This window comes from Rhizobium sp. X9, assembly GCF_018873185.1.
GTDB lineage: Bacteria > Pseudomonadota > Alphaproteobacteria > Rhizobiales > Rhizobiaceae > Agrobacterium > Agrobacterium oryzihabitans.
Genome location: NZ_CP071311.1, coordinates 877,603 through 900,188, shown reverse-complemented (window position 1 = coordinate 900,188; position 22,586 = coordinate 877,603). Strand labels below are relative to the sequence as shown.

At 58.8% G+C, this 22,586-nt stretch carries 20 protein-coding genes and 1 pseudogene; 11 read left to right on the top strand and 10 right to left on the bottom strand.

Translation table 11 applies throughout. From position 1 onward, the window contains the following. Nucleotides 1–83 precede the first annotated feature (83 nt). The 5 genes from JZY08_RS04375 to JZY08_RS04355 all read left to right on the top strand — a co-directional run bounded on the left by JZY08_RS04375 (nucleotide 84) and on the right by JZY08_RS04355 (nucleotide 4,413). Nucleotides 84–1,112 (top strand): adenylate/guanylate cyclase domain-containing protein, encoded by a 1,029-nt coding sequence (locus JZY08_RS04375; RefSeq protein ID WP_035217846.1) that lies wholly within the window; start codon nucleotides 84–86, stop codon nucleotides 1,110–1,112. A gap of 141 nt (nucleotides 1,113–1,253) precedes the next feature. After that, entirely contained in the window at nucleotides 1,254–2,612 is a 1,359-nt protein-coding gene (locus tag JZY08_RS04370) for an esterase-like activity of phytase family protein (RefSeq protein ID WP_142169884.1), read from the top strand. A gap of 158 nt (nucleotides 2,613–2,770) precedes the next feature. Next, the gene (locus tag JZY08_RS04365; protein WP_003496724.1) at nucleotides 2,771–3,118 is read left to right on the top strand and encodes a hypothetical protein; all 348 of its coding nucleotides are present in this window, start codon (nucleotides 2,771–2,773) and stop codon (nucleotides 3,116–3,118) included. 171 nt (nucleotides 3,119–3,289) lie between these two features. Continuing rightward, a complete protein-coding gene (locus JZY08_RS04360) occupies nucleotides 3,290–3,628 on the top strand; it encodes a hypothetical protein (RefSeq protein ID WP_216331112.1) in 339 nt (112 codons plus the stop codon). Between the two features lie 152 nt (nucleotides 3,629–3,780). After that, nucleotides 3,781–4,413, top strand: a complete 633-nt coding sequence (locus tag JZY08_RS04355; protein WP_216331110.1) for a DapH/DapD/GlmU-related protein — start codon at nucleotides 3,781–3,783, stop codon at nucleotides 4,411–4,413. Between the two features lie 97 nt (nucleotides 4,414–4,510). On the opposite strand, the gene JZY08_RS04350 is transcribed toward JZY08_RS04355, so the two are convergent. The 5 genes and pseudogenes from JZY08_RS04350 to JZY08_RS04330 form a co-directional block, all read right to left on the bottom strand. Further along, a complete protein-coding gene (locus JZY08_RS04350) occupies nucleotides 4,511–4,978 on the bottom strand; it encodes an N-acetyltransferase (RefSeq protein ID WP_137037418.1) in 468 nt (155 codons plus the stop codon). A gap of 64 nt (nucleotides 4,979–5,042) precedes the next feature. Continuing rightward, the gene (gene ppx / locus JZY08_RS04345; RefSeq protein ID WP_035217861.1) at nucleotides 5,043–6,566 is read right to left on the bottom strand and encodes an exopolyphosphatase; all 1,524 of its coding nucleotides are present in this window, start codon (nucleotides 6,564–6,566) and stop codon (nucleotides 5,043–5,045) included. Continuing rightward, nucleotides 6,563–8,683: pseudogene (locus tag JZY08_RS04340) on the bottom strand (RNA degradosome polyphosphate kinase); the annotation flags it as partial. The pseudogene JZY08_RS04340 and the gene ppx, both read right to left, overlap by 4 nt. Nucleotides 8,684–8,862: 179 nt before the next feature. Then, nucleotides 8,863–9,591, bottom strand: coding sequence for a DnaA regulatory inactivator HdaA (gene hdaA / locus JZY08_RS04335; protein ID WP_216331109.1), 729 nt, complete (start codon nucleotides 9,589–9,591; stop codon nucleotides 8,863–8,865). A gap of 2 nt (nucleotides 9,592–9,593) precedes the next feature. Next, nucleotides 9,594–10,751 (bottom strand): AI-2E family transporter, encoded by a 1,158-nt coding sequence (locus JZY08_RS04330; RefSeq protein WP_035217867.1) that lies wholly within the window; start codon nucleotides 10,749–10,751, stop codon nucleotides 9,594–9,596. A gap of 294 nt (nucleotides 10,752–11,045) precedes the next feature. On the opposite strand from JZY08_RS04330, the gene purM reads away from it, so the two are divergent. From purM to JZY08_RS04315, 3 genes are all read left to right on the top strand, one after another. Beyond that, entirely contained in the window at nucleotides 11,046–12,119 is a 1,074-nt protein-coding gene (gene purM, locus JZY08_RS04325; protein WP_216331107.1) for a phosphoribosylformylglycinamidine cyclo-ligase, read from the top strand. Beyond that, nucleotides 12,116–12,787 (top strand): phosphoribosylglycinamide formyltransferase, encoded by a 672-nt coding sequence (purN, locus tag JZY08_RS04320; RefSeq protein WP_082184085.1) that lies wholly within the window; start codon nucleotides 12,116–12,118, stop codon nucleotides 12,785–12,787. Before purM ends, purN begins: the two co-directional genes overlap by 4 nt. Before the next feature lie 135 nt (nucleotides 12,788–12,922). Next, nucleotides 12,923–13,858 carry an omptin family outer membrane protease gene (locus tag JZY08_RS04315; RefSeq protein ID WP_216331105.1) on the top strand — a complete coding sequence of 312 codons (936 nt, stop codon included), beginning with the start codon at nucleotides 12,923–12,925 and terminating at the stop codon, nucleotides 13,856–13,858. A 91-nt stretch (nucleotides 13,859–13,949) separates the two neighbouring features. Here the strand turns inward: JZY08_RS04315 and JZY08_RS04310 are convergent, their stop codons facing one another. The 3 genes from JZY08_RS04310 to JZY08_RS04300 form a co-directional block, all read right to left on the bottom strand. Continuing rightward, nucleotides 13,950–14,906 (bottom strand): peptidoglycan-binding protein, encoded by a 957-nt coding sequence (locus tag JZY08_RS04310; RefSeq protein ID WP_216331103.1) that lies wholly within the window; start codon nucleotides 14,904–14,906, stop codon nucleotides 13,950–13,952. A 134-nt stretch (nucleotides 14,907–15,040) separates the two neighbouring features. Beyond that, nucleotides 15,041–15,664 (bottom strand): NUDIX domain-containing protein, encoded by a 624-nt coding sequence (locus tag JZY08_RS04305; protein WP_216331101.1) that lies wholly within the window; start codon nucleotides 15,662–15,664, stop codon nucleotides 15,041–15,043. A 58-nt stretch (nucleotides 15,665–15,722) separates the two neighbouring features. Next, nucleotides 15,723–17,942 carry a molybdopterin-dependent oxidoreductase gene (locus JZY08_RS04300; protein ID WP_216331505.1) on the bottom strand — a complete coding sequence of 740 codons (2,220 nt, stop codon included), beginning with the start codon at nucleotides 17,940–17,942 and terminating at the stop codon, nucleotides 15,723–15,725. A 41-nt stretch (nucleotides 17,943–17,983) separates the two neighbouring features. Between JZY08_RS04300 and JZY08_RS04295 the strand changes: the two genes are divergently transcribed. Beyond that, a complete protein-coding gene (locus tag JZY08_RS04295) occupies nucleotides 17,984–18,847 on the top strand; it encodes a 23S rRNA (adenine(2030)-N(6))-methyltransferase RlmJ (RefSeq protein ID WP_216331099.1) in 864 nt (287 codons plus the stop codon). Between the two features lie 4 nt (nucleotides 18,848–18,851). Here JZY08_RS04295 and JZY08_RS04290 read toward each other — a convergent pair whose 3' ends face one another. Next, nucleotides 18,852–19,799 (bottom strand): lysylphosphatidylglycerol synthase domain-containing protein, encoded by a 948-nt coding sequence (locus tag JZY08_RS04290; protein ID WP_035242832.1) that lies wholly within the window; start codon nucleotides 19,797–19,799, stop codon nucleotides 18,852–18,854. Between the two features lie 208 nt (nucleotides 19,800–20,007). On the opposite strand from JZY08_RS04290, the gene JZY08_RS04285 reads away from it, so the two are divergent. Beyond that, nucleotides 20,008–20,781, top strand: a complete 774-nt coding sequence (locus tag JZY08_RS04285) for a ribonuclease (protein WP_216331097.1) — start codon at nucleotides 20,008–20,010, stop codon at nucleotides 20,779–20,781. A 113-nt stretch (nucleotides 20,782–20,894) separates the two neighbouring features. After that, the gene (locus tag JZY08_RS04280) at nucleotides 20,895–21,491 is read left to right on the top strand and encodes a glutathione S-transferase (protein WP_082184079.1); all 597 of its coding nucleotides are present in this window, start codon (nucleotides 20,895–20,897) and stop codon (nucleotides 21,489–21,491) included. Between the two features lie 115 nt (nucleotides 21,492–21,606). Here the strand turns inward: JZY08_RS04280 and JZY08_RS04275 are convergent, their stop codons facing one another. Then, on the bottom strand, nucleotides 21,607–22,263 hold the full coding sequence (locus tag JZY08_RS04275) for an outer membrane protein (RefSeq protein WP_035217887.1): 657 nt from the start codon (nucleotides 22,261–22,263) through the stop codon (nucleotides 21,607–21,609). Between the last annotated feature and the right edge of the window lie 323 nt (nucleotides 22,264–22,586).

Genomic DNA, 22,586 nt, shown 5'->3' with positions numbered 1-22,586 from the left:
TCCGCATTAATGTCGCATATGACCTGAACAGAAGCTTCGCCCGGCGGGAACGGGGGCTTCCCTTCCCGAGATCAAGAACCGATATGAGAAAATTGCTGCCCATTCTGGATTACGTGGTGCTCTTCGTTGCCGTGGCCGGCAGCGGCGTGGCCTATGCGCTTCTGGAATATGGCGGCGGCGCGCTGATCGGTGCTACCTATGCGCTGTTCGCCTGCACGCCCATCCTTGCTTTCGAGCGCGGTTACATCATGCCGGGCCTGTCGCGGCAGGTCAGCGCCCTGCCGACACCGGCCTATATCGCCGTCGGCCTCATCATTTACGCCATCCTGGTCTTTTGCGGCTTCGGGCTTGGCGGCACGATCCTGTGGCTCAGCGGGATATTTCCCGGCACCTGGAAGCGGGCGGTGCATGCCGAGGTGCAGACCCTTGTCTTTACCCTCATCGTCTGTGGCATCATCGTTTTCATCATGCGGGTGCGCGAGCTTCTGGGCCGCGATATCTTCATCGACCTCATTCTCGGGCGCTACAGACGCCCGGTCAGCGAAGACCGGGTCTTCATCTTCATCGATCTCGTCGGCTCCACCTCCTTCGCCGAAACCCATGGCGACCTGAAGGCGCAGGAGTTTCTCGGTGAAATCTTCGCAAGCTATGCCGCGCCGGTCAGAAAGCACGGTGGCGTCATCGACGACTATATCGGCGACGCCGCCATCATCACCTGGCCCTATCACATGGCGATAAGGCGAGCGGCCTGCGTGCGCTGTGTTTTCGACGTCCAGGCGACCATAGAAAGCAATCGCGACATGTGGCTTGCCCGCTTCGGCGAAGTGCCGCGCCTGCGCTTCGCCATCCATGGCGGACCGGTCATCACCGCCGAAATCGGCGTTGACCATCACAAGATCACCTATTTCGGCGATACGGTGAACACAACCTCTCGGCTCGAATCGCTGAGCAAGATGCTGGGACACCCCGTGCTGATTTCCGCCGATCTTGCGCATCAGCTGGTGCTTCCCAAGGGCGTGCGCAGCGAATATCTCGGCGAACACGCGGTCAAGGGCCGCGGCCAGACGCTCGGCGTGTGTACGCTCAGCCAGTATCAGGCCCCTGCTGCTTAAGCCAAGACGCGGGGGCGATACTGGCTTTTTAGGGCATCGTCATCAAAATTCATCAAAGCTTCAAACGACAATCACCTGCCTGTCATGCGACGACCATATCGCCTCAATCCTGTCTTCAACAGGAAATGAGGGGTCTCCATCATGAAGCACGTTCTTTTCGCATCCTGCGCTCTTCTTGCGCTCACCACCGCTTCGCATGCGGCTGACAAGGAGTTTCCGGCAAAGCTGGTCTCCCACGCCATTCTGCCGGCCAATACCATCATCGCAGCACCCGCCGATGCGCCGGAGCACCTCAAGACCTCCGCCAAGTTCACGACGGCCGACCGCAAGCGCGCTGAAGGTCTCGGCACCGTGCCCGGCAAGGACGGTGTGCGCCTGACCGGCCTTTCCATGCCGTTCAACGGCCAGCCCATGCAGGGCTTTTCCGGCATCAAGGCCATGCCCGATGGCAGCTTCTGGAGCCTTTCCGACAATGGTTTCGGTTCCAAGCTCAATTCCAGCGACGCCATGTTGATGCTTCACCATCTGAAATTCGACTGGGACGCCGGCAAGGTCAATGCGCTTGAAACCGTGTTCCTCTCCGACCCTGATATGAAGGCGCCCTTCCCGATCGTTCTGGAAGGCTCGAGCAAGCGCTACCTGACGGGTGCGGATTTCGACGTCGAATCCATTCAGCCGGTTGCCGATGGTTTCTGGGTGGGCGAGGAATTCGGGCCTTACATCCTGAAATTCACCCGCGACGGCAAGTTGACCGACGTCATTACCACCAAGGCTGGCGACATCGAGGTGAAGTCCCCGGATCATCCGACCCTGGCGCTGCCCGGCAACCCGACACAGAAAATGCCGGCTTTCAACCTGAAGCGTTCAGGCGGTTATGAAGGCATGGCGCTCTCCAAGGACGGCTCCAGGCTCTATGGCCTTCTGGAAGGCCCGCTCTACACCGCCGACGGCCAGGTGGAGAAGACCGAAGACGGTTCGACCGCACTGCGCATCATCGAACTCGACACCGCCAAAAAGGAATGGACCGGCCGCACCTGGCTTTACCCGCTGGCGCAAGGCGGCGAAGCCATCGGCGACTTCAACATGCTGGACGACAGCACGGCGCTGGTCATCGAGCGTGACAATGGCGCCGGCACCGCCGACAAGGCCTGCGCCGACCCGAAGAAGCCGGAAGCAAACTGCTTTGCCGTGCCCTCCAAGGTCAAGCGCATCTACAAGATCGAGTTCAATGACGCCAATGTCGGCAAGGCCGCGCGCAAGATCGGCTATATTGATCTGCTGAAAATCTCCGATCCTGATAACAAGAAGCGTCAGGGCGGCAGCAACGGTTTCTACGACATGCCTTTCGTCACCATCGAGAATGTCGATCGCGTTGACGCCACGCATATCATCGTCGGCAACGACAACAACCTGCCCTTCTCTGCCGGCCGTGCGCTGGACAAGGCCGACGACAACGAGTTCGTCCTCCTCGAAGTCAAGGATCTGCTCGACGCCAAGTAAGGAAAACGGTGCCGGAATTCATTCCGGCACCGCCCACGCATCGGCGTGAATTCAACAGTCGGAGCGTTCCTGCAGCCTTCATAGGGATGCGCGGCGCTCCGTTTCTCCACTGACCATGCCTGACCCGGAACCCGGTTCCGAAACAGGGAAGAGACCATATGCAGGACCATGCCGAACGACTTTATTACGCCTTGAGGAAAAGCTGGTCGGGCGAGACCAGCAGCCTGTGGTCACGCGAAAACCCGGCCAGGGGGCAAGGCAGCGTGACCGCGCTGGTGGTTCAGGATATTTTCGGCGGTGAACTGGCCAAAACCGCCGTCAGCGGTGGGGACCACTTTTACAATATCGTCGAAGGCACCCGCTGGGATTTCACCTTCAGCCAGTTCGATATTCCAGTCGGCTATCAGGACGCGCTCGCCAGCCGCACGGAAGCCATGGCGACGACCACGCCGCTGCAATATGCCTATCTCAGCGCCTGCATCCGCAAGGCGCTTGGGCACGGCTGACCTGCTTGCACATAAGTATCGGCCGATTGCCGTCTTGTCCCCAGTCCGGCATGACGGCAGCTATCATTCTCAATTTCAGCAACCCGATTTCGATCTCTCCCGCAAAGCGGACACAATCCTTGCGATAGTATCGGTCAGCGAAACGAAGCACACCGACAGGAGAGACGTTCGATGAATGAGAGTTGCCCGGTTCCGACACCGGCTGAGCGGCAAGTTCAGGACATATTGGAACGGACGGAAGCGGCGATGATGTCCACGATTCACGCAGCGCTTGAGCGCGCCAGCAAACAGGCCGCCGAGGAATTCAGGGCCGTTGGCTCAGAAATGCAGCCCCCGCCGCATGACTATTTCGCCGCTGTCGCTCACCAGCAGCTTTTCCTGCTCTTGTGTGGCGCCGACCCGCAAACATTCAAGGGCGGAGACCCCGAAATTGCGGGGCATATCATCCGGAATGCTCAAAACATATCCGATCACTACTGGACGAAAAAAGACGCGAGTTCGGGCGATTGACATACCATGCATGCAGGCAAGATTTTGCTCCACCTAGCGCGCATGATCTACATTTAAAGGGAACGCCCAGACCGACCGGTGTTCCTCGGCCTTTCCCACGTCACATGCCCTTCATCATCTCCGGTTAAGCAGGCCAAAATCCGGAGACTGGAATGGACCCGACCGCACAACCCAATCGCCCAAAGCTTGCAGAGACCTTTATCCATCCGACAGCAAGCATAAGGGATTCGAGCGTCGGCGAATGCTGCGAAATTCTGGCGGACACCTCCCTGCACCATGTGGAACTCGGAAATTACTCCTACCTCGGGCCTCGTTGCATGGCCGGTGACGCGACAATCGGGAAGTTCTGCGCCATCGCCGCAGAGGTCAGGATAGGTGCGCCAAACCATCCGATGGACCGCCCGTCCATGCATCGTTTCAGCTACTGCCCGGAATATTACTCTGCGGATGCCGTGCGCGACGACGCCTTCTTCGATCAGCGCAAGGCGGATCGTGCCATCATCGGTCACGATGTCTGGATTGGTCACGGGGTCATCGTGTTGCCGGGTGTAAAGGTTGGAGACGGCACCGTCCTGGCAGCGGGCGCAGTCGTCACCAGAGACGTGCCGCCCTATACCATCGTCGGTGGTGTGCCCGCAAAGATCATTCGCGAGCGATTTTCCCGAACCATCGCCGAAAAGCTGACCGCCATCGCATGGTGGGACTGGCCATTCGAGACAATCATGGCGCGGCTTGCCGATTTTCAGTCGAGCGATATCGAAGCCTTTTGCGAGCGCTGGGCCTGAAACAATTCGCGCCCCAACGGCGAAAACGTCTGTTTGTTATTCGAAGAAAAATACCAGCCGGCCGTTAGCCTCGCCACGGTGAGACAGAGTTGCAAAATCATGCAACCGACTTTTTCATATCGATGAGGATTTCACCTTCTCTTGAAGGATGCGGACGACGCCCGCACTCCTCAAAGCCGCAATCGCTGTAAAGCGCTATGTTCTTCGTCATCCGCATATTCGTGTAAAGGCGCAATTCGCCAATCCCACATTCCAAAGCGTGTAGCTCTGCGAAACGGAGAAGTGATTTCCCGATGCCCCTTCCCTGAAAGATGGGACTAACGGCTATGCTGTAAATCATGAGATATCGGTGATGGCTTTCGAGAACCACCAATCCAGACGTTTCGCCATCGGTTACGCTAAACCACACTTGTTCCGCAGAAATGCGCGGCAGGTAATCTTCAAAAGCGGGTTTGGGCGCAGCACCCACGATTTGTAGATATGCTGGAATATAGGCCGCAGCACTGATCTCTTTCACGATCAGCGCTTCGTGCGGCAACGCCAGTCTAAATCGTGTCTCGGTCAACGGATCCCCTTAAGCCAGCTCCCATGTTGACCAGCATTCTATGCTACGTCATGCGCGCGACCATTTATTCGAACACAAATGCCAACCGCTTGCCCGTCAGCTTCGCCAATTGCTGCAGGCGGCCATCCAGTCGCTCGCCGGCGAAATCACAATAATCATGCGGTACGACGAATTCCAGATCCACATCCGGATTGGTGGATTTGCGGAATTTCAGGTGGTCGACGACGCCAGGCATCGAAGCCGAGAAGAGGTAGACGACGCGCAGCAGGCCGCCGAGAAGTTTCCCCAGCTCCAGCAGGCGATCGCCCGCCATGGCTGCGAGCGGTTGGGTGGTGCCGTTGTCGTTCAGCCCCTCGAAACGGTAATAATTGGCAAGCGCGATATAGGCACGGCCCGGATGGGTGATCGCCACGAAGGAGGAATGGGCGATGATGTTCAATGCCTGCAGGCCACGATAGTCCGGATGGGCGCGCCAGCTGATATCGGCCAGAAGGCAGGCCGCCTGCCGGTAACGGCTTTCCTCTTCCGTCTCTTCGATACCGAAGACCGGGAAAGTGCGGCCGCTCCAGTCCGCCAGTTCACGTGCATGTTCAGGCGAACGGGCGCGCAGAATGGCAAGTTCGTCGGCCGTGACCAGCAGCGGATCGGAATCCCGCTCGGTTTCCGTCAGGAGCGAATAGAGATAACCTTCGCGCACGCCCTGCGCCGAGAAGGCGATCTTTGCCGGTTTCATGACCTTCAGAACTTCGCGCATGGCGATGGCGCCGAAGGGCAACAGCGAACGGCGGTTCTTGGAGACTGCCTGCCAGGCAGGGTCCTTGCTGTCCCTGGAGACGATAACCTCTTCCAGAAAATTCAGCATTTCCTCCAGCGGCAATTCGTAACCCTGCATCATGTGCAGCGGATAGCCGGTGATTTCCATGTGCAGCTTGGCGATATTTCGCCATGTGCCGCCCACGGCATAAAAGGTACGCCCCTCGCCCGCCGCCAGAAGTTTGGCGAAGGATTTGACGTGTTTTCTGGCAATGGTTGCGGCTTTTTCCAGCGAGCCGTCCGATTGCTCCGACAGTCGCAGGCCGCCGAGCGGCAGGGTGATGCCCTCGCCGCAGCTTTTGCCCCTGATGTCGATGAGTTCGAGCGAACCACCGCCCAGGTCGCCGGCAATGCCATCCGGCTCGTGGAAACCGCTGATAACGCCATAGGCGGAATAAAGTGCTTCCTTCTCGCCTGACAGCACCTCGATCTCGCAACCGAGGATCGCTTCGGCTTCGCGGATGAAATCCGGACCGTTTTCCGCCTCACGCGCCGCCGCCGTTGCCAGCACGTAGAGCTGCTGCGCCTGCGCCTGTTCGGAAAGCGCATGGAAGCGCCGCAGCGCCATCAATGCCCGGCCAACACCTTCCTCATGCATGCGGCCCGTCAGCGCCAGCCCCTTACCGAGACCGCAAAGGACCTTTTCGTTGAACAGCACGGCGGGCGCGCGGGAGAGGCCTTCATATACGACGAGACGAACGGAGTTCGAACCAATATCTATGACGGAAACGGGGGCAAGGCCGGTCAGCCGCCCCTGTGCTTCTGATCGAGTCATTCAGCCTGTTTCTTGCGGGACGAAATCAACCCGGCAATCAATTTGGGCGCACTGGATTTCAAGGCTTCACCACGTCCGGAAAGGCTGGGATTGGTCATGAAATAGTGCTGCGCGTTGAACGGTTCTTCGCCTTTACGCACCTCGATGCGCCTCGACGTTCCGTCCGCAAGTATCTCGTAGCTCTGCTGGTTGTCAATGAGATTGCCCAGCATAATCTGTGAAAGAACCTGCTCGTGCACGGTGGGGTTGGTCAGCGGCACCAGCGTTTCCACACGGCGATCGAGGTTGCGCGGCATCATGTCGGCGGAGCCGATATAGACCAGCGCCTTGTCGGAAGGCAGGCCGAAACCATTGCCGAAGCAGAAGATACGGCTGTGCTCCAGGAAGCGGCCAACGATCGATTTAACGCGGATATTGTCCGACAGGCCCGGCACCTGCGGACGCAGGCAGCAGATGCCGCGCACCACAAGATCGATTTCCACACCGGCTGCACTGGCGCGGTAAAGGGAATCGATGATTTCAGGATCGACCAGCGAATTCATCTTCATCCAGATCGCCGCCGGCGCGCCGCGCTTGGCGTGTTCGATCTCTTCATTGATGTGCTTCACGATGCGCGAGCGCAGCGTATAGGGCGAAATCGCGAGCTTCATGCCTTCTTCCGGTTCGCCATAACCGGTGATGAAGTTGAAGATATTCGCCATGTCATGGGCGATCTTCGGGTTACAGGTGAAGAAGGAAAGGTCGGTATAAATCTTGGCCGTGATCGGGTGATAGTTGCCGGTGCCGAGGTGGCAATAGGTCCGGAGCTTGCCGTCCTCGCGGCGCACCACCATCGACATCTTGGCATGGGTCTTCAGTTCGATGAAGCCGAACACCACCTGCACGCCGGCGCGCTCCAGGTCGCGCGCCCAGCGGATATTGGCTTCTTCATCGAAACGTGCCTTCAGCTCCACCAGCGCGGTGACGGACTTACCCGCTTCGGCCGCGTCGATCAGCGCGCGAACGATCGGGCTGTCATTGGAGGTGCGATAAAGCGTCTGCTTGATGGCAAGCACGTCGGGGTCGCGCGCGGCCTGCAGCAGGAACTGCACAACCACGTCGAAGCTTTCATAGGGGTGGTGAACCACCATGTCCTTTTCGCGGATGGCGGCGAGGCAATCGCCGGCATGTTCGCGCACGCGCTCGGGGAAACGGGCGTTGTAGGGTTCGAATTTCAGGTCGTCGCGCGGCGCCCGCACGATTTCCGAGATGGTGTTGAGTGCAAGAAGGCCGGGCAGAACGGCGACGCGATTATCCGGCACGCCCAGTTCATGCACCACGAACTGGCGCAGCGACTGCGGCATTTCGCTGTCAGTCTCGATGCGGATGACGGAGCCGCGGCGGCGGCGCTTGAGGGCGCTTTCAAAGAAACGGACCAGATCTTCCGCCTCTTCCTCCACTTCGATATCGCTGTCGCGGATGATGCGGAAGGTGCCGAAACCACGCACCGTATAGCCGGGGTAAAGCCGGTGAATGAACAGGCCCACCACATCTTCAAGCGTGATGTAGCGGATGGCGTTCCTGTCATCCGGCAGACGCACGAAACGGTCGAGCGCCGGCGGCAGGCGCAGAAGCGCGGTCATCGGCTCGCGGCCATTGACGCTGTCAAGCTGCAGGCCCATGGAGAAACCGAGGTTCGGAATGAACGGGAACGGGTGCGCAGGGTCGATGGACAGCGGCGTCAGCACCGGGAAAATGCGTTCCTCGAATTCGGTGCCCAGCCAGGTCCGATCCGCATCGGAAAGCGCCGCAGGGCGCACGACGAAGATGTCTTCCTTGGCGAGATATTGCTGCAGAACGGCAAGCGAAGCCTGCTGCTCCATCTGCAGATTGTCGATTTCCTTCAGAATGTCTTCCAGCTGCTCGGCCGGCGTCTTGCCATCGGGCGTCTTGACCGTAATCTTCTGGCGCACCTGTCCTTCAAGGCCGGCGACACGAACCATGAAGAACTCGTCAAGATTGGCGGCCGAGATGGAGAGAAAACGCAGCCGCTCCAGAAGCGGGTGATCCGTATTCAGCGTTTCTTCCAGAACACGGCGGTTGAATTGCAGCCAGGAGAATTCGCGGTTGATGAAACGGGCGGGGCTGTCCCAGAGGCTCTCGCCCTCGATCACCGGCTGAACCTTGTCCAAATTGTCCTGCGCTACTGCGTCCATGCCCTGTTCCATCCCCTGACCTAATTCCGTCCCGTGATCCTGCTGCATCGCGTGATCGTCCTTCTTGCCCGTATAACAGTTTGACGACGGAACTGTGACAGTCAATCGCCGTCCAGTCCCCCGCCCGCCGCTGCGCTTTCCATCGCGTTGAGAACTTCCGCCGCCAGCGGACGGGTAATCCTTGTTCCACGCGAGAGCGCCAGCCTGTCGATCCGGTCCACGATCGTCTGCGCCGTATCGAGCGAACGCTCCATTCTATTGACGATGTAACCTATGAGTTTGTCATCCATGTAAAGCTGACGGTCGGCGAAGAGTTTCATCAGCACCTGTGCCAGAAGCCCCTCGTCCGGCTCGCCGGTCTCCACCACGGTTACGGCTTTGAGACGCGAACGCAGATCCGGCAGCGTCACCGGCCATGCGGCCGGCCATTGCCGGCTGGTCATCAAAAGCGTCTTGCCGTGCTGGCGCACGCTGTTGATGACGTGGAAGAGTTCGGTATCGTCGAAACCGCGGCGATCGGCATCTTCGAAAAGCACCGGTGCGCTCTCGGCCGCTCGCGCGGCATCCGCACCGACCTGCGGGTGGATTTCCACGGCGCCGCTGATGTTTTTCCAGATATGGGCAAGGTGCGACTTCCCCGAACCCGGCGGCCCGGCGAGCACAACTACGGGCGACGGCCAGTTCGGCCATTCATCAACGAGGCTGACGGCAGCCTCGAGCGAAGCGGATACGAGAAGGTCTTCCCTGCCGGAGGCGGCCTGGTGCGAAAATACGAGCGGCAGCTGCTCGGCCTTCGACCGGGCGTTGTCGGTTTTGATCTGGTCAGTCATCGTCAGCCCTGACCGTCCGCCTTGGTGGAGGACGTTTCCCTTTCTTCCAAGGCAGGGTTGGCCTCCCACGGAAGGTTGGCGGCGTGTCCGTGGTAAAGATCGCTTTCAAGATACCGCGACAAGGCGAAGCGGACAAGCACGCCGACGGCCGCCGCGGCCGGCACCGCAACCAGAAGGCCGACAAAGCCGAAAAGCGCGCCAAAGGCGAACAGGGCAAACATCAGCCACACCGGATGCAGGCCGACGCTTTTGCCAACAAGCTTCGGCTGGAGAATGTTGCCCTCGATGAACTGGCCGGAGAAGAACACGGCAAGCGTCAGAAAGACATAAATATAATCCGGCCAGAACTGCACGATGGCGACGCCGACGGCGAGGATGAGGCCGACCATCGAACCGATATAGGGGATAAAGCTGATGAGGCCGGAGAAAAGGCCGATCAGCAGGCCGAAATTGAGGCCCACCAGCGACAGGCCAACAGCGTAATAAACGCCGAGGATAAGGCAGAGCGACCCCTGCCCGCGCACGAACCCGGCAATCGTATTGTCCATGTCGCGGGCGATCTGGCGGACGGTATGCACGTAGTCACGCGGTATCCAGCTGTCGACCTTGTCGATCATCCTGTCCCAGTCGAGCAGCAGGTAGAATGCGACGACGGGCGTGACCACCAGCAGCGACACGACGTCGACCAGCGATTTGCCGGAATTCCATATCTGCGTCAGCAGGGTACCGATAAAGCCGGCGCCCTCCGTCAGGAGCTTTGAAAAATTCTCCTTCACCGAGTTGATCTGGCTGCTCACCCAATCAGGCAGGAGGTTGGTATCCGCACCCGCGATCAGCTGCTGCAGGGACGATATATATTGCGGGATGCGGGTGATGAATTCCGACGCCTGGGCGGCAATCACCGGAATGATGATGATGAGCGACAGCGCGAAGATCAGCACGAAGGAAACGAGAATGACGACGGTTGCCATCAACCGGCTGAGGCCGCGCCGTTCCAGCCAGTCGGCAACCGGATCGAGAAAATAGGCAAGCGCCATGCCCGCCACGAAAGGCAGGAGAATGGAGCTGAAGACCATCAGGAAAAGGATAAAGACGGCAAGCACGCCGATCCAGAAAAACACCTGTCGGCGCAGGTTCGTACCACTCACATGGGGTTGCATCCGTTCATCCTCTTGTCGCCGTCCCTTAACCGCCCATGATGGAGATAGGATGCGCATGTGCACATGGTCAAGACCGGCAATCCGGCAGCGTCTGGCAGGCAAGTGCCGGACAGGAGCATCGAGGACCCGTTTTCAGGCCTGCACGGGCCATTCCCGGTCCGCAAACCCGAGGCAGGGAAAATGTCAAACCTTCGCAAAGCCGTTAAAAACCGGAGCTTTTGCCACGCAAACCCTTGCATCAGGCCCCGTGCCGTGCGAATGGCGACGCCAAAGGAACCAGCGGAGACGAGAGCCATGAGCCAGTCGGGCAAGAACGGTCTTACCTATAGTGACGCAGGTGTGGATATCGACGCCGGCAACCTGATGGTCGAAAAGATCAAACCGGCGGTGCGCTCGACGCGGCGTCCCGGCGCGGACGGCGAAATCGGCGGCTTCGGCGGCCTGTTCGATCTGAAGGCGGCCGGCTTCACCGATCCGGTTCTGGTCGCTGCCAATGACGGCGTCGGCACCAAGCTGAAGATCGCCATCGACGCGAATTACCACGATACGGTCGGCATCGACCTCGTTGCCATGTGCGTCAACGATCTCGTCGTTCAGGGCGCAGAACCGCTGTTCTTCCTCGACTATTTCGCCACCGGCAAGCTCGATCCCGATCAGGGCGCTGCCATCGTTACCGGCATTGCCGCGGGCTGCCGCGAATCCGGCTGTGCGCTGATCGGCGGTGAAACCGCTGAAATGCCCGGCATGTATTCCGATGGCGACTATGATCTCGCGGGCTTTGCCGTGGGTGCTGCCGAACGCGGCCAGCTTCTGCCGGCCGGTGACATTTCGGAAGGCGACGTCATTCTCGGGCTGTCCTCCTCCGGCGTACACTCCAACGGTTTCTCGCTGGTGCGCAAGATCGTATCGGTCTCCGGTCTTGACTGGGATGCCCCTGCCCCCTTTGCCGAGGGCAAGAAGCTTGGCGAAGCGCTGCTGACACCAACCCGCATCTATGTGAAGCCGCTTTTAAAGGCGATCCGCGAGACCGGCGCGCTGAAGGCGCTGGCGCATATCACAGGCGGCGGTTTCCCGGAGAATATTCCGCGCGTTCTGCCCAAGCATCTCGCTGCCGAAATCGATCTCGACGCGATCAAGGTTCCCGCCGTTTTCTCATGGCTTGCAAAAACGGGCGGCGTCGAGCCCAAGGAAATGCTGCGCACCTTCAATTGCGGCGTTGGCATGATCGTGGTCGTTTCGGCTGAAAATGCCGAAAAGGTCACGAACGCTCTGACGGCGGAAGGCGAGACCGTTTTCCCACTCGGCCGCATGGTGGCCCGCGAAGAAGGCGCGCACGGCACGATCTACAAGGGCACCCTCGGCCTATGATGAGCGCCGCCTTCCCGTCCGGCCGCAAACGCGTCGTCGTTTTCATTTCCGGCAGCGGCTCCAACATGGTGTCGCTGGCCAAGGCCTGTCAGGCGGCCGATTTTCCGGCCGAGATCGTCTGCGTGATCTCGGACAAGGCGTCAGCGGGCGGGCTGGAAAAGGCACGGGAGTTCGGTATTCCCACGCTGGCCTTCGAGCGCAAGACCTATGCCAGCAAGGCCGAGCATGAGGGCGCCATTCTGGCCGCACTTGGCGAGATCGCGCCTGATATTATCTGCCTTGCGGGTTACATGCGGCTGATCTCGGGGGATTTCATTGCCCCCTATGAAGGCCGCATCATCAATATCCACCCTTCCCTTCTGCCGCTCTTTCCCGGCCTGCACACGCATCAGCGCGCCATCGACAGCGGCATGAAGATTTCCGGCTGCACCGTGCATTTCGTCACCGAAGGCATGGATGAGGGCCCGACGATCGCTCAAGGCGCGGTGCCGGTTCTCTCCGGCGACACGGCTGAAGCGCTTGCGGCGCGTATCCTGACCGTCGAGCATCAGCTTTATCCGCTGGCCCTGAAGCAGCTGGCGGAAGGCAAGGTGCGAATGGATGCCGGCAAGGCCATCACCAACAATGACGCAAGTAAATCTGAATATTGCACTCTGATTTCTGCTTGATAATAAAGATACCACTAAAGTAAAAACACACTTAAAGTGCCATTTATTCCAAAATAAACCGATCATTTACCATAATCATCTCTAATGCCCGCAACGGCCCCGCATTTCGGGCCCTCCGGTCATTCAGGAGCGATTATGCTATTTTCAAGATTTTCCCTGCCGCTTTCGGCCCTTTTACTGGTGAGCACGAGCCTGCCGCTCGCCGCCGAGCAAAGCGGCATCACCGCTTCGCTCGATGCCGGTGTTCTCAATCTCAGGGCGACCGAAACCGTCCATATTGGCAACAGCAAGGTAAGCGAACTCGAATGGGAAACCAAAAATGCCATGGCGCTGCGCGGCTCGCTGGGGCTTGAGCTTGCGCCTGGCTGGCGTGTGAAGGCGGAAGGCCGCGTCGGCTTCGAAGGCGATGGCTACATGACCGATTACGACTGGATGGCGCCTTTTTCCAGGGACAGCTCCAAAAACAACTGGAGTCACCGCTCCCAACATGACGATACGCGGCTTGATCATTATTTTTCGGGAAGCTTCGAACTCAATCGCATGCTGCTTGACGATCCGCAGCAATATCTGAGCGCTGGCGTCGGTTTTCGCTACACGGATGTGCAATGGTCGGCCTATGGCGGTAGCGCCGTCTACAGCCTTTTCTCTCCAAGGGATTTGCGTGGAAGATTCAGGGATGATGAGAAGGTCATCACCTACCGCCAGCAAATCCCGGTTTTCTACGGCAACTTGACCGGCGGCCAAAGGTTCGGCAACTGGTCGCTCAATGCCGGTGTGGAGGGCGGTGCTATGGTCTATGCCAAGGCAACGGACGACCATCATCTGCGCGACATGCGCTTTACCGATAAATACGACGTGGCCGGCATGTTCGGGGTAAAGGCAGGCGTTGCCTATGACCTGACGGAAAACGCCTCGATCTATCTCGACGGTGCCTACGACTATACCAGCCTCGGGCGCGGAGATACCTATTATAGCGGTGCCGGAGCCGGAAACCTGTCATCGGAAAAAAATGCCGGCGGTGGCAGCTTGCAGTCGATCTTCGTGGGTGCCGGCGTCAAGGGCCGGTTCTGATTTCGGAGGCAGTCTTCTGCCTCCCCGAAAAAGCCGCGCCTTCGAAAAGGACGCGGCTTCAATCAATCATCCATGTGCCCACCTTCAGGCGTTAAAACCAGTCCTGCTGCCAGACATAATCGCGATAAGCCCAGGGCGGCGAATTGACCAGGACTGACTTGGAATAGATCTTCTGCAATTCTGCACCGAAGGTCGACACGCCGGGAACGAGGCCAACTTCCCACTGGAAATGCCACCATTCGGCGCCGAGATAATCGCCACCCTTCTCGAAGGCGGCGCGCGCGCGGATCGGCTTGAAGCCGTTTTTGGCAAAAAGCGCTGTCAGATCGAGGAAATGGCCGGTGACCGACACGCCCTTGACCCGGCTCTTGTTGGTCACGACATCCGTTATCGTCTGCTGTGGCGGTAGAGCGCCTTTTTCAGCCTTATCCTGCCAGCAGCGGGCGTAAACATTGTAGCGCCGCTCTCCAACTCGTTGGGCCACATAGGCATCTGTCGCCGGGTCCTGCATGCCGCTCCAGATGAAGAGGTCGAGTGCCCGCCCGGAATAGTGGAAGGAGGTGGCGCTGCGGTTCTTGTTGACTGACGCATTCAAATCGCGACTTCCGCCGGAAGACGTAAGAACGCCCCCTTGACGATGGACCTCTTTATAAACCTGCAGATAGGAAGGCATAACGTCGCTACGCAACCTGACTCGTGAATAGCCCTTTTCTTTTCCCGCACCAAAAACGTCCGCAGGCCCCATCTCGATACTGTAATTCGCCTGCCCTCCGAGTGAAAGCGGCGACGACAATTCTCGCTGTCTGGTTTCGAACGCCTGCTGCAAAGCGGCCAGTGTAACCGGTCCGATGCGACCGTCCTCATAAAGCCCGCTGTCCGCCTGAAACGAGAGGACCGCTTCTTCCGTATCGGCACCGAAGATGCCGTCCGTCTCAAGACTGTCATAGTCTGCCGAGGCCGATTTGCGCCCTTCGAAATGCAGAAAATTCAGTATTTCCTGTATCGCCTGCACGGTACTTCCGCGCGAACCCTTCTCCAAGATCATCATCAGCTCCCCAGCCGCTCGTGAACTTACGCACACAGAGCTTACGTGGGTTGATAAAATAATCAACGGCAATCTTTAATTGAATTTCAAGTAATTTAGAGTATACTTCGGTGAAGATATTATTCACCGGACAGCACTCAGCGTGAAATTCTGTCCCGATTCAACATGGCCCATTGCAGCAGAATGATCGTCTTGGAGTCGGTGATTTCGCCGGACGCGATCATCGCGAAGGCCTCGTCGAGACCGTAGGTCAGGACTTCCAGATCCTCGCCTTCCGTTTCCAGCCCCCCACCACTGCCGGCCTGCACGTCAAGATCGATGCGGGCAACGAAAAGGCTGACTTTTTCGGTCAGCGTTCCGGGGCTGGCATACATATCGAAGAGATAGTCGACCTTCTCAACCGCGTAACCGGATTCTTCCATCGCCTCCCGGCGAATGGCGTCGGCCGCATTGTCATCATCGAGAAGACCGGCCGGAACTTCGATCATGAAGCTTTGATCGCCGTTCATGAAAGCGGCGGGGCGAAACTGGCGCACCATCACCACGCTGTCGCGCTTGGCATCGTAAAGCAGGATGGCGGCGGCGCTGCCATGGTCGTGGACTTCCCGCACGATGCGGATCGTCTTGCCATCCGGCATAAGCTGGTCGAAAACGAGCTTCTGCATATGCACGAAGCCCTTCCACACGGTCTCTTTTTCCACCAGTCGGACCCTGCCGGTATCCGTATCGGCCGGAACGTTCTTCGCTTGTGTCTGTGTCACCGGATATGTCCTTGCCTGTCGTGGAATTGGTTGAGCCTGCCCCTGTCGCAGCGCAATATCAAGCCTCGCTGGCTTGATCTTCGCGGCGGAGCCATACCTTGTTGTCGTGAAAAGCCGCCCCGCCATAGGGGGCAACGGCGTCCGCGCCGGTCAGAACATTGATGCCCTCACCGTCCAGATGTGCCTTGTTGGGCCACAGCCCTTCAGCAACCAGAACGCCGGGTCTGGCACCCTCCACGATTTTTGCGTGGAGACGCACTTCGCCGCGGCCATTTCCGATGCGCACGATGTCACCATCGGCGATATTGTTACGGGTAGCGTCCGCAGGACAGATCATCAGTTCGGGACGGCCTTCCTTCTGCACGGAGGTTTTCGTTTCCGCAAAGGTGGAGTTCAGGAAGTTGCGGGCCGGCGATGTCGCCAGCCGGAAAGGATGGTCCTGATCGGCGGTTTCGATGACGTCTACCTGATCCGGAAATTTTGGAAATTGCGAAACGGGGCCCATCACGCCGATGTTTTTCGGCGGCCGGTTGGGAGACGGCCCGGTTGCCCATTCGGGGCTGAAACGGAATTTTCCGTCGCCATAACCGAAGCCCTCGAGATAATGCGCCACCTCGAAAGCGGGCTGCGCATCGATCCATTTTTCTTCCGCCAGCGTATCGAAATCGCCCCAGCCGCTGACTTTCAACATGCGGTCGACATGGTCACGGGCTGAGAGGCCGAAGCCCGGCATATGGTCGATGCCGAGACGTTTCGCCAGCTCTTCGATGACGAAGAGATTGGTGCGCACCGTTTCCGGCGGCTCCACCAGTTTGGGGCCTAGCAGAATGTGGTTCTGGCCGCCGGCGCGGTAGATATCGTCATGTTCGAGGAACATGGTCGCGGGCAGCACGATATCGGCAACTTCAGCCGTCTCCGTCATGAACTGCTCATGCACGGCAACGAAAAGATCGTCGCGCAGGAAACCCTGTTTCACCAGCCGCTGCTCGGGCGCGACATTAACGGGATTGGTATTCTGGATGAGCAGAGCCGTCACCGGGCCGCCATGACGCAGCGCTTCCGCGTCACCCGTCAGCACGCGGCCGATCTGCGACTGGTCGAGCTGGCGCACATCGGGGTCGGCATAGGCCGTGCCCATCAACTCCGACTTGTTGAGCCGGAAGATATCGCCATTGTTATGGAAGGCGCCGCCACCCTCATATTGCCAGGAGCCGAGCACCGTTGCGATCGAGAGGGCGGCGTGCATGGCGACCGCGCCGTTGCGCTGGCGGGCGAAACCGTAACCCAGCCGGAAGAAGGTCTTTTTCGTCGTGCCGACGAGCCTTGCGAAATCCTCGATCTCCTCGACGGAGAGACCGGTGATGTCAGATGCCCATTGCGGCGTTTTTGTCTTCAGATGCGCTTCGAGCCCGGCCGGATCGTCCGCAAACCGCGCCATGTAGTCGCGGTCGGCATAACCGTCGCGGAAGGCGATGTGCATGATGGCGCAGGCAAGCGCGGCATCCGTGCCCGGACGCACGACGATGCGCATATCCGCCTGTTTCATGGTCGGATTGTCGTAGATATCGACGACGACGATCTTCGCGCCGCGTTCCTTGCGGGCCTTGACCGCATGGGTCATGACATTGACCTGAGTGGCAACCGCATTGGTGCCCCAGATGACGACGACATCGGCCTTGGCGATCTCGCGCGGATCGGGACCCCGCAGCGCGCCCGTGCCCATCACATAACCCGTCCAGGCCATGTTGGTGCAGATCGACCCGAAAAAGCCGGAATATTTCTTGGCATGGCGCAGCCGCTCGATGGAATCGCGCTGCACCTGCCCCATGGTTCCGGCGTAGAAATAGGGCCAGATGGCCTCGGCACCGTGGCGGGCTTCAGCCTTCACGAAAGCGTCGGCGACCTCGTCCAGCGCCGCTTCCCAGGAAACCTCCTGCCAGTCGCCGGCACCCTTCGCGCCCCTGCGGCGCTTCGGGGTCAAAAGACGACCGGGATGATAGATGCGCTCGGAATAACGCGCCACCTTGGCGCAGATGACGCCGGCGGTGTATGTATTGGCATTGGCGCCGCGCACACGGCCGATGCGGCCATCGGCATTGATGTCCACTTCCAGCGCGCAGGCGCTCGGACAGTCGTGAGGACAGACCGTGTGGCCAACACGTGTGGCGCCTTCGGCGGCGTTTTTAGCGGAAATCGGGGTCGCAACGTTCATGTCTTTTCTATATTGCATCAGCGATGCGGCAAAAAGGCCGAAGTGACGTCCATCAAGAATATTCATCATCACCATTCATCCGGATAAACGGCAAGCGAGACACATCCATGAACTATCGCCACATCTACCACGCCGGCAATTTCGCGGATGTTCTCAAGCACGCTATTCTCGCGCGCCTCGTCCGCTACCTGCAGAACAAGGACAAGGCGTTTCGCGTGCTGGATACCCATGCCGGCATCGGCCTTTACGACCTGTCCTCGGAAGAGGCGCAAAAGACGGGTGAATGGCAGACCGGCATCGGCAAGCTGATGGACGCCGATCTTCCTGCTCCCATCGCCGAATTGCTGGAACCCTATCTTTCCGCCGTCAGGGAGCTCAATCCGGATGGCGGCGTGCAATTCTACCCGGGTTCGCCGAAACTCGCGCGCATGCTGTTTCGCCCGCAGGACCGACTTTCGGCCATGGAACTGCATCCGGATGATGCACGCGCCCTGTCCCGCCTGTTCGAGGGCGATTATCAGGTGCGCGTCACCGAACTGGACGGCTGGCTGTCGCTCGGCGCACATCTGCCGCCGAAGGAAAAGCGCGGCCTTATCCTCGTCGATCCGCCGTTCGAGCTGGAGAACGAATATCAGCGGCTCGCGGATGGCCTGAACAAGGCCTATCGGCGTTTTTCCACCGGCACCTATTGCCTGTGGTATCCGCTCAAAAAGGGCGCGCCGATCAGGGATTTTCACGAGCGGCTGCAATCCTTCGAAATTCCGAAGATGCTGTGCGCCGAACTCTCCGTCAAAAGCGACCGGCTGGAAGGCCTGAGCGGTTCCGGCCTCATCATCGTCAACCCACCTTATACGCTGAAGGACGAGCTGCACACGCTGCTGCCATTCCTGAAAACGGTGATGGCGCAGGACCGGTACGCTTCGCACCGCGCCTTCTGGCTGCGCGGCGAGGAAAAGCCGGAGGAGGATTGAGGTCCTACCTCAGCCCTTCCCGTTTCTGCGCCTGCGCAAGCTGTGATCGCTCGAAGAACAGGATCACGAACAGGGCCATGATGAAGGGAATGATGAGGTAGAACAGCCGGAATACCAGCAGCGCCGCAATCACGTCAGCGGGGTTCATGTCCGGCAGGCCGGTGACGAAGACCAGTTCCAGCACGCCGAGCCCACCCGGCGCGTGAGAAATCAGCGCCGCCGAGAATGAAATCAGGAATATGCCGAGGATGATCATGAAACCCGGATTTCCCGCCTCCGGCAGGGCGAAATAGATGATGCCCGCCGCGCCGATCAGCTCGATCGGACCGATGACCAGCTGTTGCGCCACCAGTTTCGGTGCGGGATAGGGCAGGAAAAACGAGCGGATTTTCAGTGGCTTCAGCTTCAGAAGACTGCCGAGCACGTAAAGACCGACGACGACGAGCAACAGGATGCCGGTTGTCGTTGAAGCCTCCACGGGCAGGATGCCGGTGAAGCGCTCGGTAATGTCAGGCTCGTAGACAAGCACCATGCCGATCAGCATAATCGTGCCGATGGTAAAGGTGAAGGAACAAAGCGCGACAAGCACGCCGACTTCCCCGACGCTCAGCCCCTTCGACGTATAGGCACGATACCGCACCACGGCGCCGGAAAACACGGAAGCGCCGACATTGTGGGAAAGCGCATAGGTGGTGAAAGAGGTAAGCGTGATGAAGAACCAGTTCACCTTGCGGCCGAGATGCTGGAGCGCGATGCGGTCGTAACCGGCAAGGGCGGCATAGGCTACCAGCGTCGACAGGCCGGAACACACCCAGTCCCGTGCGCGAATGGCCGCCAGACTTTCCCACAGGTCATCAAGCGAAAGACCGCGCAGCTCATGATAGAGCAACCAGGCTGAAAAACCGATCGTCGCCAGACCAACGACGGGCCAGATGTATTTCTTTGATGTCATGCGGTCATGCCCGCCTATTTCCTCCAGCTTCACCCCAGCCCTATTTCCGCTTTCCGCAGAAGATTCGTTCGACTCTATTCGTTATGCGGCGAAGCTTTCAACCTTTTCATGGAAGATTGCCCGTTTGCCCCGTTCACAAATTTATGTAAGACCGATTTGTCGCCGACGGTGATATGAGGTCGTCCATTTTCCGGGGAACGTGCGCAGAATGAAGCGTTATGCGGGTTTCATCGCCTTGGGTCTTCTGTCGCTTGCAGCGCTTTGGTTCGCGCAGGAAAAATCCACGCCCACCGGCTCCGACAGCAACCGGCAGACGCAATCACAATCGCAGCCAGTCGGGAATTCCGGGGCAGACGCTTCCCGGCGCGCTGCATCCCGGCAGGATACGGGCAGAAATCCCGTATCACGCGGAACGGGCTTTGATTTTTATGTACTTTCACTGTCTTGGTCGCCGGCATTCTGCGCCAGTTCCGAAGGCTCCGGTAATCGCCAGCAATGCGGCAGCGACAGGCGTTACGGTTTTGTCGTGCATGGGCTTTGGCCGCAAAACGAGACTGGCTATCCCGAATTCTGCAAAAGCGGCGAGCCGGACCGCGTGCCTGACGCCATCGGCCGTACCATGTTCGACATCATGCCTTCCATGGGGCTGATCGGCCACCAATGGCGCAAACACGGCTCGTGCTCCGGCCTTTCGCAGAAGGATTATTTCTCGGCAATCCGGGCCGCCTTCGAGACGGTCAGGCTGCCGGAGAGGATTGCCTCGGGTGCCGGAGCGGCCAGCCTCTCTGCGGACGCGATAGAAACCGCCTTCACCGATGCCAATCCCGGCATGTCGAAACGCGGCGTCTCGATCAGCTGCGATGGAAAGCGCCTCGAGGAAGTCCGCATCTGCCTCAATACGGACATGACATTCCGCGACTGCCCCGAGCTTGACCGCAAAGGCTGCCGCGCCGGTGCCACCGAAATTATTCCCATTCGCTAAAGCGGATCGGATGATCTCTATTTCTTTATTTTACATATTTTCCAGACATAAAACCGCTACGCATTTTATTGGAAATACTCCAGTCACGAGACGCCAACCCATAGGACCCGACCATGGAACTGCTCTATTCGCCCGCCTCCCCCTATTCCGCCAAGGTGCGCATGGCCGCCCGCCATCTCGGTATCGACATCACGTCCGTGCGCGTCGACACCAATGCCGAGCCGGCAACGCTGATGGACAATAATCCGCTCGGCAAGATCCCGGTCCTGCTGCTGGATGATGGCGGTTCGGTCTATGACAGCGTGGCGATCATGCACTATCTCGACCGCCTTTCGGGCGGAAAGCTCTACCCGAAGAAGAATGGCAAACGCACGGAAGTGGAAATTCTGGAAGCGCTCTGCGACGGCATCATGGATTGCCTGCTCGCCATTGTTTACGAGCGCCGTTTTCGCCCCGAAGACAAGATTCATCAGCCATGGATCGACAAGCAGTGGAAAAAGGTTGTGAAGGGCCTCGACCATCTCAACGCGAACCTGCCGAAAACCGGCAAGAAACTGCATGGCGGCCATTTCGCGCTTGCGGCGATGATCGGTTATCTCGATCTGCGTTTCGCGGGTGAATGGGCAGAGGGTCGCGATGCGCTGGCGCAGTGGCCTGAGACATTCGGCAAGCGTTTCGAAGCCTACACGGAAATGAAGGCCGCCGCCTGACGTCAAAGCAAGACGATGCCTGGCCTGATAGCCGGGCATTCATTCTGGGCACATGCCGCAGAAACAAAAAGCCGGGGCGTAAACCCCGGCTTTTCTTTTACCGATCCGAGAAGGATCAGAACTTGACGCCGATACCGGCCTTGACGGAGTGATCGTCGAAACCACGCGAGAACGCGCCGGAGTCGAGACCGTAGTCCTTCTTCTGGTAGTCGCTGTAGCGATATTCCAGACGGGCGGTGATGTTGTCCGTTACCATGGCTTCAACACCGGCACCAACGGTGTAACCGAGGGCGGTGGCGCTGTCCTTGGAGGTCGCGTCACGAACCTTGTTGTCGGAGACAGCAAGACCGGCCGTACCATAGAGCAGGAACGGGTTCATGTCGTAACCAACGCGGCCACGCAGCGAGCCGTTGACGCCCTGCTTGCCTTCGACGGCGTTACCGGCAACCGTACCGGCGGAGCCCTTCTCGTCGCCCAGGTTCACGTCTGCTTCAGCACCGTAAACGATCTGGCCGCTCTGCATGTTGTAACCACCGTAGAGACCGCCACCGAAGCCCTTGGCGTCACGGCCATCATTGCTGGAGCTGAAACGGCCCCAGTCATAGTTGACCGTACCACCGAGGTAAGCGCCGGACCAATCCTTGACCGGTGCGGGCTGGTCGTAGGACACCGGTGCCTGGGGCACTTCGTTTACGGCGTCAGCGGCGTGAGCGGCCGAGAAGCCGGCAGCTGCCATGGTCGAAGCCATAAGGGTTGCTACGAAAATACGCATGCTATTCTCCTTTCAGGACCGCTCTGCACTCAAAACATTGTTTTCAGACGCGGTGTAAAAATCGTCGGGTTAATCGCCCCTCTGGAAACTGAACTTGATGGGAGAATGCGGAGATCAAAGAGCCAAAATGTGAATTGTTTGGGGCAGAGACGTGACTAGAATTAGACGTTGCCTAATTGCCACAAGGGTTTTATTAACCCTAACAGAAGCCTAATCAGCAATATATCGGCTTTAAACTTAGTTATATTCAAATTAAACCGAAATTGCATTGTGAATAAAAAATCGCCCAATTCTTTTGGGGCCGACGGACAGCTTGCGATTTG